The organism is Amycolatopsis orientalis (assembly GCF_000943515.2).
Classification (GTDB): Bacteria; Actinomycetota; Actinomycetes; order Mycobacteriales; family Pseudonocardiaceae; genus Amycolatopsis; species Amycolatopsis orientalis.
The window spans coordinates 5,082,890-5,095,974 of the sequence record NZ_CP016174.1; the positions used below are offsets into that span (position 1 = coordinate 5,082,890).

At 69.5% G+C, this 13,085-nt stretch carries 14 protein-coding genes; 7 read left to right on the forward strand and 7 right to left on the reverse strand.

Features of this window, described 5'->3' with window-relative positions; all coding sequences use genetic code 11:
• Positions 1–6: 6 nt before the first annotated feature.
• Complete coding sequence (locus SD37_RS22220; RefSeq protein WP_044856752.1) at positions 7–1,620, reverse strand: AMP-binding protein; 1,614 nt, start codon at positions 1,618–1,620, stop codon at positions 7–9.
• Between the two features lie 105 nt (positions 1,621–1,725).
• Between SD37_RS22220 and SD37_RS22225 the strand changes: the two genes are divergently transcribed.
• Complete coding sequence (locus tag SD37_RS22225; RefSeq protein WP_044856753.1) at positions 1,726–2,541, forward strand: response regulator transcription factor; 816 nt, start codon at positions 1,726–1,728, stop codon at positions 2,539–2,541.
• 1 nt (position 2,542) lies between these two features.
• On the opposite strand, the gene SD37_RS22230 is transcribed toward SD37_RS22225, so the two are convergent.
• Positions 2,543–3,157 carry a hypothetical protein gene (locus tag SD37_RS22230; RefSeq protein WP_044856754.1) on the reverse strand — a complete coding sequence of 205 codons (615 nt, stop codon included), beginning with the start codon at positions 3,155–3,157 and terminating at the stop codon, positions 2,543–2,545.
• A 249-nt stretch (positions 3,158–3,406) separates the two neighbouring features.
• Here SD37_RS22230 and SD37_RS22235 point away from each other — a divergent pair, with 249 nt between their 5' ends.
• Together SD37_RS22235 and SD37_RS22240 are read left to right on the forward strand one after the other, a co-directional pair.
• Complete coding sequence (locus SD37_RS22235) at positions 3,407–4,384, forward strand: GlxA family transcriptional regulator (protein WP_044856755.1); 978 nt, start codon at positions 3,407–3,409, stop codon at positions 4,382–4,384.
• An 80-nt stretch (positions 4,385–4,464) separates the two neighbouring features.
• The gene (locus tag SD37_RS22240; RefSeq protein WP_044856756.1) at positions 4,465–5,454 is read left to right on the forward strand and encodes an alpha/beta fold hydrolase; all 990 of its coding nucleotides are present in this window, start codon (positions 4,465–4,467) and stop codon (positions 5,452–5,454) included.
• A 245-nt stretch (positions 5,455–5,699) separates the two neighbouring features.
• Here SD37_RS22240 and SD37_RS22245 read toward each other — a convergent pair whose 3' ends face one another.
• The gene (locus SD37_RS22245) at positions 5,700–6,656 is read right to left on the reverse strand and encodes an Acg family FMN-binding oxidoreductase (RefSeq protein WP_044856757.1); all 957 of its coding nucleotides are present in this window, start codon (positions 6,654–6,656) and stop codon (positions 5,700–5,702) included.
• Positions 6,657–6,814: 158 nt separating this feature from the next.
• Between SD37_RS22245 and SD37_RS22250 the strand changes: the two genes are divergently transcribed.
• Positions 6,815–7,141 (forward strand): dsRBD fold-containing protein, encoded by a 327-nt coding sequence (locus tag SD37_RS22250; protein ID WP_044856764.1) that lies wholly within the window; start codon positions 6,815–6,817, stop codon positions 7,139–7,141.
• A gap of 4 nt (positions 7,142–7,145) precedes the next feature.
• Here SD37_RS22250 and SD37_RS22255 read toward each other — a convergent pair whose 3' ends face one another.
• Entirely contained in the window at positions 7,146–8,888 is a 1,743-nt protein-coding gene (locus SD37_RS22255; RefSeq protein ID WP_044856758.1) for a sensor histidine kinase, read from the reverse strand.
• Positions 8,889–9,035: 147 nt separating this feature from the next.
• Between SD37_RS22255 and SD37_RS22260 the strand changes: the two genes are divergently transcribed.
• Positions 9,036–10,013, forward strand: coding sequence for an Acg family FMN-binding oxidoreductase (locus tag SD37_RS22260; protein ID WP_083255041.1), 978 nt, complete (start codon positions 9,036–9,038; stop codon positions 10,011–10,013).
• A gap of 13 nt (positions 10,014–10,026) precedes the next feature.
• Here SD37_RS22260 and SD37_RS22265 read toward each other — a convergent pair whose 3' ends face one another.
• A complete protein-coding gene (locus SD37_RS22265) occupies positions 10,027–10,659 on the reverse strand; it encodes a response regulator (RefSeq protein ID WP_044856766.1) in 633 nt (210 codons plus the stop codon).
• Positions 10,660–10,846: 187 nt separating this feature from the next.
• Between SD37_RS22265 and SD37_RS22270 the strand changes: the two genes are divergently transcribed.
• Both SD37_RS22270 and SD37_RS22275 read left to right on the forward strand, forming a co-directional pair.
• Positions 10,847–11,152 carry an ANTAR domain-containing protein gene (locus SD37_RS22270; protein WP_044856759.1) on the forward strand — a complete coding sequence of 102 codons (306 nt, stop codon included), beginning with the start codon at positions 10,847–10,849 and terminating at the stop codon, positions 11,150–11,152.
• A 101-nt stretch (positions 11,153–11,253) separates the two neighbouring features.
• Positions 11,254–11,631 (forward strand): response regulator, encoded by a 378-nt coding sequence (locus SD37_RS22275; protein WP_044856767.1) that lies wholly within the window; start codon positions 11,254–11,256, stop codon positions 11,629–11,631.
• A gap of 27 nt (positions 11,632–11,658) precedes the next feature.
• On the opposite strand, the gene SD37_RS44225 is transcribed toward SD37_RS22275, so the two are convergent.
• Positions 11,659–12,102, reverse strand: coding sequence for a transposase (locus SD37_RS44225; protein ID WP_083255043.1), 444 nt, complete (start codon positions 12,100–12,102; stop codon positions 11,659–11,661).
• Between the two features lie 35 nt (positions 12,103–12,137).
• Positions 12,138–12,965 carry an IS701 family transposase gene (locus SD37_RS44230; RefSeq protein ID WP_335622479.1) on the reverse strand — a complete coding sequence of 276 codons (828 nt, stop codon included), beginning with the start codon at positions 12,963–12,965 and terminating at the stop codon, positions 12,138–12,140.
• Positions 12,966–13,085 lie beyond the last annotated feature (120 nt).

Below are 13,085 nucleotides of genomic sequence, written 5' to 3' on the forward strand. Positions count from 1 at the left end.
GGACCTTCAGGACGCGTGCCGCTTCCGCAACAGGAAGCGCTGGATCTTCCCGCTGGGCGTTTTGGGCAGCTCTCCCACGAAGTGCACCTCACGCGGGTAAGCGTGCGCGGCGAACCGTGTCTTCACCAGGCGCCGCAGCTCATCCGCCAGCTCCGCGTCGGCGGTGACGCCGTCCCGTACCACCACGTAGGCCACGACCACCTCGCCCCGCAACGCGTCCGGAACGCCGATCACGGCGGACTCCGCCACGGCGGAATGCTGCTGCAGAACGCTTTCCACGTCGAACGGGCCGATCCGGTAGCCCGCCATCAGGATGACGTCGTCATCGCGTGAGGCGAAGGTCAGGTAGCCGTCGGCGTCCTTGGCGGCGACGTCGCCCGTGTAGTACCAGCGGCCGTCGGGGCTGAACCGGGCGGCGGTGCGCTCAGGGGCATCACGGTAACCCCGGAACCACAGCAACGGACTCGCGGGAAGATCCAAGGCGACACGGCCGCGCTCCCCCGGCTCCACCACCACGTCGGCGTCTTCCCGGAGTACCTCGACGGCGAAGCCCGGCAGAACCCGTCCCATGGAACCCGGTTTGATCTCGGCGCGGAGCTCCGGATGCCACGCGTTGCCCACCACCATGCCGAGTTCGGTCTGTCCATAGTGGTCATGAACGCCGACACCCAGCTTCGACGACGCCCATTCCAGGACGTCCGGCGTCAGCGGTTCGCCCGCCGACGAGCAGTGCCGCAGACGGAGACCGTCCGGCACCGGCGCGTCCGCGTTGCGGAGCGCGCGGTACACCGTCGGCGCGGCGGCGAAGTTGGTGACGCCGAACTTCTCCAGCACCGCCCAGGTCAGCTCGGCCGAGAAACCGGCGTGCAGCAACAGGCTCCGCCTGCCGGTCGCCATCGGCGTCATGATCGCGTAGTACAGCCCGTACGCCCATCCGGGGTCCGCGGCGTTCCAGAAGACGTCGTCGTCCCGGACGTCCAGCGCGAAGTCTTGGTACGCCTGGAAACCCGCGAGCGCGCGGAGCGGGATCGGGACCGCTTTGGGCGTCCCGGTGGTCCCGGAGGTGAACAACTCGACCAGTACCCCGGAGCCGCCGGTCACCGCCGCGTCCGGCCACGGCGCCGCACCGGCTTCCAGCTCCCCGAACGACAGGGCTCCACCGGCGGCGTCACCGACGACGACGATCCGGCGCCCGTCGTCGGCGGGCAGGTCCGCGGACGGCTCCAGTTTCGCCAGCTGGTCCGCGTCGGCGATGACGGCCTTCGTGCCGTTGCCGGTGATCCGCAGCGCGATCGCGGGCGGCGCGAAGGCGGTGAACAGCGGAACGTGCACCGCGCCCAGCCGCCAGATCGCCAGCAGCGCCACCACCAGCTCCGCCGACTTGCCCATCAGGGTCGCCACCCGGTCACCCGGCCCCACCCCGAGGCCGGCCAGTGCCCCGGCGAACCGTTCCGACCGCTCGCGCAGTTCGCCGTAGGTCAGGTCGTGACCGGTCAGATCGGGTTCGACCACGGTGAACGCGACCGCGTCGGCCGGATGCCGGTCGCACAGCAGGGTCGCGGCGCTCGCGCGCTCGTCGCCGTAGACCTCGAGCAACCGCCGGACGTGAGCTTCGGTCATCGTTTCTCCCGGGAACTTCCGAAGGCGTACAGTTCCGGAAATCGTGCGGGCGGACCGGATCCGCCACCACCCCCGATCGAGGGGGATCACCGAGGAGGTGAGCCGATGCGGGTCGACGACGCCCTGCTGCTCGGCGCGGTCTCGAACCTGCGCCGCGACACCGGACTGCCGGTCGGATTCGCCGGGATCGCGGGTCCCTCGCCGCGGATGCGGCTGACCGCGTTCCTCGGCAACCGCGGCACCGCCCTCGACGGCCTGTCCGTCCGCGCAGGCCTCGGCCTCGGAGGAAAGGCGCTCGCACTGACCCGGCCCGTGGTCGCCAACGGCTACCACAGCGCGACCACGATCAGTCACGACTACGACGAACCGGTCCGCGAGGAGGGCATCCACTCCGTGGTCGCGATCCCGGTCGTGGTGCGCCGCCGGGTCCGCGCCGTGCTGTACGGCGGCCTGCGCGACGAGGCCGTCCTCTCCGACCGCACGATCACCGCCGCCTTGCACGCCGCGCGCGACCTCGAACAGACGATGGCCGTCGAGGACGAGGTCGAGAAGCGGCTGGCCCAGGCGCGGCCGCTCGCCGAGCACCAGGAGGACGCCGCGCCGCGGGAACGGCTACGCGAGGTCTACGGCGAACTCCGCGCCCTCGCCGGCCAGGTCGCCGACAGTGCGCTCCGTGCCCGTCTCGACGCGGTCTGCGAGAACCTGACCGGCGCCGCCACCGCGGCCGTCCGCCTCGCGCCGAGGGAACTGGACACCGTCGCGCTCGTGGCCCTCGGCCTGACCAACGCCGAGATCGCCCACCGGCTGGGCCTGACCGCCGAAACGGTCAAGAGCTACCTGCGGGACGCGATGCGCAAGCTCGACGCGAACTCCCGGTTGCAGGCCGTCACGCACGCGCGGCGGCTCGGCCTGCTCCCCTGACTCAGGCAGGCGGCGGCAGCGGCGAGACCGAGACGATGCAGTACTTGTCGTTGCCCTCGCGCCGGACCTCCATCGTCGTGCTGAACTCCGCCTCGTAGTTCAGCGTTCCGGACATCGTCACCGAGATCAGATCCGGGCTGACCTGTTTCGGATCCTTCGCGGTGAGCGACGCGTTCCGGTCCCCCAGGGCCTTCGCCGCGGCACGGACCTTTTCCTTGGAATCCGCGCAGGCCGATTCGGCGGCCTTGTCGGCTTCGTCGCTGAACACCGCGAGCATGAACTTGCCAGCCAGTACCGGGCCCCAGTCCACGCTGAGCGGGGCCTGGGTCGCGCTCTGCCTGGAGGTGGATTTGCTGTCACTCAGCAGGAACCCTGGTGCCACGAACGCGAGGATCACGAAGACGATCACCACCAGCGCGCCACCACCGGCGATCAGCCCGATCATCAGGCCGTTGCCCTTCTTGGGCGGCTGCTGCCCCGGGAACTGCGGCCCGCCATACCCCGGCTGCGGATACCCCGGCTGCGGGTATTGCTGCTGCGGGTATTGCTGCTGCTGCGGGTAGCCCTGTCCCCACTGAGGCCCCTGCGGCCCTTGCGGTCCCTGCGGATACGACATCGGCGATTCCTTCCCTGGCGATCTGCCCGGCGAATCTACCGTCCCCTTCGGACGGTCACCTCTGGACTGAGCCTTTTGCCGGTCCGTGAAGGACTCCTTGAGGGACTCTGGGTCCCTCAAGGAGTCCTTCACGGCCACGAAGATCGCTACAGGCACCAGCAGTCACAGCATGTGTCGTGAGTGGTAAGTGTCGTTAGAACGGCACTTACCACTCACGACAGCGATGATGCTCCCCCTAGACTCGAAAGCATGAAACGGCTGGCCGTCGTGGTCTTCAACGGGGCTTCACTCGGCGCGATGTCGTTCGCGTTCGGGGTCTTCGACATGGCCGCGCAGTTCGGGGAACTGCCCGACCTCGAGATCAGGGTCGTCGGGGGCGAGCCGGGGGCCGCGCTGCGGGGTGGCGGCCTCACCGTCCCGGTCCCCGAAGACCTCGACGCGATCCGCGACGCCGACCTGGTGCTGGTCCCGAACTGGCGGTCACCGGCGGAGAACCCGCCGGAAGCGGCGCTGGCCGCCCTCCGCACGGCGCACGACCGGGGCGCGCGGGTCGCCGGGTTGTGCAGTGGCGCGTTCGTCCTGGCCGCCGCCGGCCTGCTCGACGGCCGTCCGGCGACCACGCATTGGGCGATGGCCCCGTTGCTCGCCGCCCGCTTCCCGGCGGTCCGCCTCGACGAATCGGTGCTCTACATCGACGACGGTGACATCCTGACCGCGGGCGGTGGCGCCGCCGGGATGGACCTCGGTCTCCACCTGATCCGCTCGTGGTGCGGCGCGGAGGTGGCGAACCGGCTCGCGAAGGGCATGGTGGTCCCGCCGCACCGGCCCGGCGGGCAGGCGCAGTACATCGAGTCACCGATGCCCGAACTCGACGAGGGCGACCCGGTCTCGGAGACGATGGCGTGGGCGCTCACCCGGCTCGACACCGCGCTCCCGGTCGACGAACTGGCCAGGCGGGCGCATATGAGCAGGCGCAACTACGACCGCCGGTTCCGGGAGATCACCGGCGCCGCGCCCGGCACCTGGCTCACCCATCAGCGAGTCATCCGCGCCCAGCAGCTGCTCGAATCCACCGACCTCCCGGTCGACGAGATCGCCCGGTACTGCGGGTTCTCCTCCTCGGCCGCGCTCCGGCCGCACTTCCGGCGGCAGGTGGGGGTCACGCCGGTGGCGTACCGGGACACCTTCGGGACCCGGCTGGGTGTCCTCGAACCCATGCTGTCCTGAAACCGGGCTGTCCGGAAACCGACGCGCGTTGGCGAAAACACCGCTCACGGTCAGTGCGCCTCCTGGCCCAGGATTCAGTCATGACCGAAGAGAGCCGTTCCTTCCTCAACCGCCGCTCCATGCTCACCCTGGGCGCGGGTGCCGCGGCCGCGCTGGTGGCTTCGGCCGGGATCGCCGAGGCCGGCCAGCCGAACACTCCCGGCGACGCGGAACTCGCCCGTTCCCTCCCCGGCGGATTCCGCAGTGCGTACGCCCAGGTCAACGGCGTCCGGCTGCACTACGTCGCGGGTGGCCGGGGCGAGCCGCTGATCCTGCTGCCGGGCTGGCCGGAGACCTGGTGGCAGTACCGGAAGATCATGCCCACCCTGGCGAAGCGCTACCGCGTCATCGCCGTCGACCTGCGGGGCATGGGCGGCTCTGACAAGCCTCAGGGCGGGTACGACAAGAAGACTATGGCCCGCGACATCTTCGAACTGGTCCGCGCGCTGGGCTACCGGCAGGCGCATATAGCGGCGCACGACATCGGCGCGATGGTCGCGTTCAGCTTCGCCGCCAACCACCCGGAGGCGACCAAGACCGTCACGCTCATGGACGTCTCCCACCCCGACGAAAGCCTGTACCAGATCCCGATGCTGGCCCCGCCCGGCCAGCCGGTGCACGTCTGGTGGTTCGCCTTCAACCAGGTCGCCACCCTGCCGGAGCAGCTGCTGGCAGGCCGCGCGCGGTTCCTCGTCGACTGGATGTTCGACCATCTGGTGGCCGATCCGGCCTCGATCGGCGACCGGGACCGGGCGATCTACGCCGCCGCGTACGACCGTCCGGACGCGATCCGCGCGGGCAACGGCTGGTACCAGGCGTTCGGCCAGGACATCGAGGATCAGAAGGCCTACGGGAAGATCACCGCGCCGATGCTGGGGCTGGGGTCGGAGTTCAACTACGACTACCTCGCGGCCGTCCTGCCGTCCAAGGCGGTGGACGTCCGGGTGCGCAAGATCGCCGGTTCGGGGCACTTCGTGGCCGAGGAACAGCCGCGGGCGGTCATCGACGAGCTACAGGCTTTCCTCGGCTGAGGCTTATACCCCGAACGGCTCAATGCCGCCCACCAAAGCGCCTAATTCACTCGGTCAGGTGAAAGACTCGGCCAGGCGTCATTCTCACGGCGGGGTCCCCTCTTCTCTGGTGTGTCGGTACCGGCCGGGCAGCCCCCCGAACGGCCGGTACCGACACGGAAGTACAGCTCGACCGATCCACCAGCAGGCCTTGATCCACGCGCCGTGCAGCGCCAGCTCGGCGCGTGGAAAGGCTTGCCGGACGGTCAGAGCATCGCCTCGGACCGCCGGACCATCACCTCCTCGACCGGCCTGCGCTCGGTCATCGCCACCGGACGGCCGTAACCCAGTCTCAGCACCGCGTGCGGACGGCCGAGATCGGCGAAGATCCGGTCCATCGCCGCCCGCGTCTCCCGCGTCTCGAACGGCCTGCCGACGAACGACGTCGCGAGCCCGGCCGCCGTCGCGGTCAGCAGCACCCGTTGCAGCACCATCCCCGCCCGCAGGTCCGCGGCCGGCCCGCTGTCCGCGGTCAGTACGGCGCCCAGTACCGGCTCGCCGCCGTCGGGCTCGGCGGCGGAGAACGATTCCTGCGCGGGGATACCATGCGGCGAAGGCGGCCGGTCCGGCGCCGCGACACCGTCGGGGGTGTTGGCCGACCGCCGCGTCCACAACGCTATCTCCGCCTGGAACGCGCCGTTGCGCGCCTGCGCGGCTTCCGCCCGGTGCAGAACCCGGGCGACGGCGTTCGCCCGGTCGCCGCGGCCGAACAGCTCCAGCAGTCCGCCCTCCACCAGCGCGGAAGCCCGCAGTGTCGTCCGTGCCCACACGGGCACCGGCCTGCTCAGGAACGGGCGGCGGTTCGTGTGGCGCCGAAAGACGGCCTCGGCCAGCTTCCGTTCCTCCGCCGAGGAGAACCGGTCGCCGTCGATCCGGAGGTCGGCGAGCAGGTCCGGCTCCTCCGGTGACGGCAGCACCCGCAGCGAGAGCGTCTTCCCGTTCGACCGCAGGGAAACGATCAGGTTGTACACCGCCGCGCCGCACGAAAGGCGGGCTTCGCGGGCCTCCGGATCGGCGATGCGGAGCACCCTGGCGCGGTCGAGCCACACCTCGATCCGCTCCCGGTCGACGACGAACCGCCACGGCTGGGTGTTGAGCGGTGACGGCGCGCGCACGGCGGCCGCCACCGCTTGGTCGACATGGGTCGGCAACGGGATCTTCATCCTGGACTCCGGAAAATATGGGGATTGATCCACCTTCGGCCGGGGTACCCGGCGACCGCAGCGGCCGCCGGTCACGAATCCCGAGGACTTTCGCCCCCGTTTTTCGCGGAGCGAGGACTTAGGACCCTGTGCCATCTACGGCGGCGATGGGAGTCTCGATGACCGGAACGGAGCCGACGATGACCGACAACACCGGCAAATGGACCATTGACGTTTCCCTGCAGCACGGGCCATACCGGGTGCGCGCGGAGGCGTTGCTCCGGCATCGGGACGGCGGTGAGTTCGTCGGCGTCGGGCTCGCGCACGCCGGACTGAGAGACAGTTCGGTCTCCCAGGTCGGGGCCTATCTCGCCGTGGCACGCGCGCTTTCGGACCTCACCGCGGAACTTCTCGAGACGGTGGCCTCCGACGTCGACGCCGAGGTCTCGCGCGCGGTGGAAATCACCGAAGTCGACGGGATCCTCGCCGCCCAGTCGGCGAACTGAGACCTCAGCGCAAGGGGGCGGACCACTCGACCCGGGTGCCGCCCTCTTCGCGTGTCTCCACCCGGAACCGCCCGCCCGCCTTTTCCGCGCGGTCGCGCAGATTCCGCAGGCCGCCGAAGTCCCCGGACGCCTCGCCGATCCCGGCGCCGTCGTCGGTGACCACGATCCGCAGGACGTCGTCCTTCACCACGACGCTCACCGACACACCGTTCGCCCCCGCGTGCCGGACGACGTTCCCGACCGTCTCCCGCACCACCGCCTCGGCGTGTTCGGCGAACAGGAGCGGGATCGAGTCGAGCGGTCCGGACAGGCTGACCGTCGGATGGACCGGGGTGTCGTCGGTGAGTTCGGTGATCGAGTCGTAGAGCCGGTACCGCAGCCGGACGCCGTGCTGTCCCGCCTCACCGCCGTGGAGATCGAAGATCGCCGTGCGGATCTCGTGCACGATCTCGTGCATCTGGTCGATGCTCTCGCCGATCCGCCGCCGCAGTTCCGGGGTCTGCGCCCGGCGGTGCGTGCTCTGCATGGCGAGGCCGACCGCGAACAGCCGCTGGATCACGTGATCGTGCAGATCCCTCGCGATCCGGTCACGGTCGGCCAGTACGTCGAGTTCCCTGGCCGTGCGCTGCTGCACGGCGAGCTGGAGCGCGAGCGCGGCCTGGTCGGCGAACGAGGCCACCACCGGCAGCTGGGCCAGCTCGAACGGGGTCGCACCCGGGTTCCGCACCGCCATCAGCACCCCGGACGTGCGTTCCCTGGTACGCAGCGGCACCACCAGCGTCGGGCCGAAGGACAGCTTCCGCTCTTCACCGAGCACCAGCTCGGGCACACTGCGCGGGGTCCGGTCGCGATAGACCGCGCCCGGCAACGAGGCGGCGACGCTGATCCGCGTGCCGGTCAGCTCTCCGGACCGCGCGCCGGCGCAGACGGCGATGGTGAGTTCGTCGGCCTCTTCCTCGCCCCGCGGGCTGACGTCGACCCTGCCGGAACCGGGAAGGGCCAGCAAAGTGAGGTCGGAGCCGGTCAGTTCCAGGGCCCGGCTGGCGATCAGGTTGAGCGCCTCGACCGGATCGGTGCCGCCCAGCAGTTCCGTCGTCACCTCGCTGGTCGCCGCCTGCCACTGCTGGCGGATCCGCGCCTGCTCGTAGAGATGGGCGTTCTCGATCGCGATCCCGGCCGCGGCGGCGAGCGCCTGGACGACCACCTCGTCGTCGTCGGTGAAACCCTCCCCGCGCTTTTCGGTGAGGTACAGGTTTCCGAACACCTCGTCGCGTACCCGGATCGGCACGCCGAGGAAGGACCGCATCGGCGGATGGCACGGCGGGAAACCGACCGACGCGGGATGCCCCGAGATGTCGGCCAGCCGCACCGGTTTCGCCTCCTCGATGACGTAACCCAGCAGCCCGTGACCTTTCGGCAGATGCCCGATCTGCTGTTTCGTCTCGCCGTCGATGCCGAGATAGACGAATTCGGAGAGCGAACCGTCGTCCGCGATCACCCCGAGCGCCCCGTAGGTGGCTTCGCCGAGATCGATCGCCGCCTGCACGATCCGGCGCAGCGTGGTGTCCAGCTCCAGTCCCGATGCGATGGCGAGCACCGCTTCGAGCAGGCCGTCCATCTTGTCGCGCGTACCGATGAGCCGTTCGATGCGATCCTGGAGATCCCGCAGCACCTCACGGACCCGCAACTGGGACAGCGCGCCGGAGATCCGGTCGTCGCTTCCGCCCAGCCCGTCCTGAGCCGGCATCTGCTTCGCCTCCGAAGATCGGGACGACTCGCGGCCGTGGTGACTTTTTCCTCTTTCGGCCCCGCATCGCAGGCGGGACCGTCTCACCGAGAAACCGTGGTTCTCGAAAGATACGGCATTGCCCGTGGCGCGGCGGTGGGAGAAACCATGACCTTACAAGTCACCAGGGTCGGGCGTTTGAACTCCGATCAGGTGAATTCCGTGCTCCGGTCGGCCATGCTGGCCCCGTCGACGCACAACACCCAGCCGTGGCTTTTCCGGTGCGCCGGCACCGGAATCGAACTCCACGCCGATCCGCGCCGTATCCTACCGGTCACGGATCCGGACGGACGCGAGCTCGTCCTCTCGTGCGGTGCCGCCCTGTTCACCCTCCGGACGGCGATCCACGCACTGGGCTTCCATCCGGCGACGACGCTGCTGCCGAGCCGCGCCGATCCCGATCTGCTGGCCGTCGTCCGTCCCCTCGCCGAACGCACCCCCGATCCCAAGATCGCCCGGCTCGCCCGCGCGATCCCCCGCCGCCGCACCAACCGGCGGCCGTTCCGGCCCACCACCATCCCGCGGTCGACCCTCACCACGCTCCGCCACGCCACCGAACTCGAGCACGCGTGGATGCCGAGCCTCGACGCCGAACAGTGCCGTCATCTGCGTGACCTCACCGCCCGCGCGCGGCGGGACCAGCTCGCCGATCCCGCGTTCGTCGCCGAACTCGGCCGCTGGACCCAGCTGGGCGCGGGTACCCGCGACGGGGTGCCGTCCTACGCGACCGTCGGCGCCCCCGCCGACGAAAGCTGGATCCTCCAGGAATTCGGCGGCCCCGCCGAGGGCACGCGGCCGGCTCCGCTGGTGGTGGTGATCGGGTCGTTGACCGACGACCGGCTCGACCGGCTGCAGGCGGGCCAGGCGCTCCAACGGGTCCTGCTCACCGCGACCGCCGCGGGACTGGCCGCGTCGTTCATCTCGCCGCCGATCATGGTCCCTTCGGCACGGGCCGAACTCAGGCGCCTTCTCGGCTGTGGCGTGTGGCCGCAGGTACTGCTGCGCCTCGGCTACGGCTCGCCGCTGCCCTGGATCCCGCGCCGCCCGCTGGAGGACGTCCTGCTCGAAACACTCGTTTCCGCCTGAGCGCGGCGATCCGTCACTGCCGTCGCAGTTCCGTGGCCAGCACCGCCGCCTGGGTACGCCGCTGCATGCCGAGTTTCGTGAGCAACCGGGACACGTAGTTCTTGACGGTCTTCTCGGCGAGGAACATCCGTTCGGCGATCTGCCGGTTGGTCAGCCCCTCGCCGATCAGCTCCAGCAGCGTGCGCTCCTGCTCCGAAAGCCCGGCGAGCGGGCCTTTCTTGACCGCGTCGTCGCGGAACTTCGCCATCAGTGTCGCGGCGGCGCGCGCGTCCAGGAGCGACCGGCCGAGGCCGACCTCCTTGACCGCCGCCACCAGGTCCATCCCCCGGATGTCCTTGATGACGAAGCCGCTCGCGCCCGCCATGATGGCGTCCAGCATCGCCTGCTCGTCGGTGTAGGAAGTGAGCATCAGGCATTTCAGCTCGGGGATCTTGGACCTCAGTTCCCGCGCGAGTTCGACGCCGTTGCCGTCCGGCAGCCGCACGTCGAGGACCGCGACGTCGGGCCGCAGCGCCGGAATCCTCGCCAGCGCCTGGGAAAACGTGGCCGCCTGGCCGACAACGCACAGGCCTTCGTCCTCCTCGAGCATGTCCGCGACACCTCGGCGGACCACCTCGTGGTCGTCGACCAGAAACACCCGGAGCATTCCGACCTCCACGGTTTCCCTCCTCGGCTCAGAGCGTACGGTGCACGACCGGTTACTGCGACCGGCCAAAGGACCCTGTTCGGCGCGCGTTCGAGTGCCCTGGCGGACGGACCCGGTCCATTTGCATCAGGCGAGTCAGGACGTTGTCTTCTTCCCGGTGCCGGTCCGCCGCTGCGACGATCACCCCATGTCCGAGACCACGCTTTCGCCGGCTCATTCGTCCGGCACCCCAGACCCGGCAGACGACCTCGTGGCCATGCGCAACCGCGTCCGTTTCTACCGCGCCCGTGCCGAACAGCTCCAGTACGCGCTGGACCACCGGCTGCCCATCGAACAGGCGAAAGGAATCCTCGCCGAGCGTTACCAGATCGACATCGATTCGGCGTTCGACCTGCTGCGTTCGTTCTGCCGCAACAACAACATGAAGATCCACGACGTCGCCAGGACGCTCGTCGAGCAGCCGAGCGAAGGCGAACGACGACTGTCTTGCTGAGGCACGCCAAGTTCGGCGGCGGGCCCGCGACCACCACCGGCACCGCCGACACCGCGGGCACGGACTGGGTCATGAACCGAACGCCGCCCCCCAGACTTCGGGTGCTCGTAGCGGACGACAATCCGGTCATCGGGGACGCCCTGCGCGCCCTCCTGGAGACCGAACCCGACATCGAAGTGGTCGCCATCGCGCTCACCGCGGGGGAAGCGGTCGCCCTCACCGAACTGCTTTGCCCGGAGGTCGCCGTCCTCGACGTCCGGATCCCGGGCGGCGGCGGCGCGTGGATGGCGAGGGAGATCCGGCGGCGGGTGCCCCATACGCGGCTGATGGCGTTCTCCGCGCACAGCGACACCCGGTCCATCGCCCAGATGGCCTCGGCCGGTGTCTCCGAATACGTCGTCAAAGGCAGCCCGAACACCGAGATCGTCGCCGCCATCCGCCGTCTCTGCGTGAACAGCGCCAACGGCACGGAGTGCTGACCCTCCCGTCGTGAGTGGTTGAGAGGGTTAGTACTCCAGCTGTAGATCGTGATCTTGGTGTCGTCGCTGGTAGTGGCTTGTTTTGGCTCGGTGCTGGTGTCGGCGTCGCCATTGCGACCAGCCCAGGGTGTCGATGGTGGTGTAGGCCGGTTCGATGACGAGTTTGCTGTAGAGGTGCCTGATCTCGTTGCGTGTCAACGAGATCAGGCCCGGGGTGGTGTCGGCGCGGGCGTGAGCGCTGGCGATGGCGAGGAAGGCGTGCGCGAGCATGACCAGGGTGGTCCAGCGATACCAGGAGGTCCAGGTCCTCACCTGATGCTGGTCGAGGCCGGTGAGTTCTTTGCCGGTCTGGAAGGTTTCCTCGATGGTCCAGCGGCGCCCCGCGATCCGGGCGAGCTCGGGCAGCGACGCCGGATGCGGGCTGTAGCAGCGGTAGAACGCGGTCTCGCCGGTCCGCTGGTTCCGGCGCATCAAGGCCCAGTGATGCCCGGATTTCCCGGCCGGGTTCAGTCGGATCCGTGTCCAGAGGTAGTAGCGATGTCCTTTCGCGCCGGGCCCGGCGGAGAGTTTCTGCCACGCTCGTTTCGGGAGCCGGCCGGCCAGCTCGTCGACGCGGACGTTGCTCGGCCGGGAACACGGTGGTCACAGGCCACGGCCAGCACATAGGCCTGTTCCCGGGTCTCGAGCGGATCCCGCAGCCCAGCGCCGTCTTTGCCGTAGGCCTCGTCCCCGGTCACCCATTTCGCGGGCGTGCCCGCGTCCAACGCACGGATGATCATCGACAAGGCGAGCGCCGACTTCGTAGCGAACCCGGTTCCGGCCGGGACACCCGCGCGTTCCCGCCGCACCGGGTCCTCGGCCCAGCTCTGAGGAAGGTAGAGCTCCCGGTCGATCAGCGTGTGCCCACGCCGCGCGGAATAGGTCAGAAACACCGACATCTGCGAATTCTCGATCCGCCCCGCCGTGCCGGTGTACTGCCGCTGCACCCCGACCGTCTCGGTGCCTTTCTTCAGATCCCCGGTCTCGTCGATGACCAGCACCGCATCCGAATCGGCGAGGTGCTCCAGCACCCAGCCACGCAGGTCATCACGGACGCCGTCGGCATCCCAGCTCGCCCGCGACAGCAGATGCTGCATCCCGTCCGGGGTCCGTTCCCCGACCCGCTCGGCGATCGTCCAGCAATTCACCCGCGACAGCCCCGACAACAGGCCCGCCACGAACCGGCCCGCTCGCCGACGCGGCTCCACCCGCGCGAACCGGCCCGCAACACGACCTAAACCCTCACCCAGCAACGCCTGCCACCGCACAACCTCTACGCTGACAGCCGCGGCCACCACACGATCTTGAGTTGTCCTCACAAACACCCATGATCACTGCGGTGGCCGCACCCATCTCAGCGGGTCACCCAGCACCATCACGAACTACAGCTGGAGTATTAGAACCGTCATCACCAC

What these genes read in the sequence shown, in the direction of transcription:
- SD37_RS44225 (WP_083255043.1), bottom strand. Translation starts at nt 12,102, where the DNA reads ATGCGCCGGAACCAGCGGACCGGCGAGACCGCGTTCTACCGCTGCTAC.
- SD37_RS22225 (WP_044856753.1), top strand. Translation starts at nt 1,726, where the DNA reads ATGCGGGTCGACGACGCCCTGCTGCTCGGCGCGGTCTCGAACCTGCGC.
- SD37_RS22250 (WP_044856764.1), top strand. Translation starts at nt 6,815, where the DNA reads ATGACCGGAACGGAGCCGACGATGACCGACAACACCGGCAAATGGACC.
- SD37_RS22235 (WP_044856755.1), top strand. Translation starts at nt 3,407, where the DNA reads ATGAAACGGCTGGCCGTCGTGGTCTTCAACGGGGCTTCACTCGGCGCG.
- SD37_RS22245 (WP_044856757.1), bottom strand. Translation starts at nt 6,656, where the DNA reads ATGAAGATCCCGTTGCCGACCCATGTCGACCAAGCGGTGGCGGCCGCC.
- SD37_RS22240 (WP_044856756.1), top strand. Translation starts at nt 4,465, where the DNA reads ATGACCGAAGAGAGCCGTTCCTTCCTCAACCGCCGCTCCATGCTCACC.
- SD37_RS22265 (WP_044856766.1), bottom strand. Translation starts at nt 10,659, where the DNA reads ATGCTCCGGGTGTTTCTGGTCGACGACCACGAGGTGGTCCGCCGAGGT.
- SD37_RS22220 (WP_044856752.1), bottom strand. Translation starts at nt 1,620, where the DNA reads ATGACCGAAGCTCACGTCCGGCGGTTGCTCGAGGTCTACGGCGACGAG.
- SD37_RS22255 (WP_044856758.1), bottom strand. Translation starts at nt 8,888, where the DNA reads ATGCCGGCTCAGGACGGGCTGGGCGGAAGCGACGACCGGATCTCCGGC.
- SD37_RS22260 (WP_083255041.1), top strand. Translation starts at nt 9,036, where the DNA reads ATGACCTTACAAGTCACCAGGGTCGGGCGTTTGAACTCCGATCAGGTG.
- SD37_RS22230 (WP_044856754.1), bottom strand. Translation starts at nt 3,157, where the DNA reads ATGTCGTATCCGCAGGGACCGCAAGGGCCGCAGGGGCCTCAGTGGGGA.
- SD37_RS22270 (WP_044856759.1), top strand. Translation starts at nt 10,847, where the DNA reads ATGTCCGAGACCACGCTTTCGCCGGCTCATTCGTCCGGCACCCCAGAC.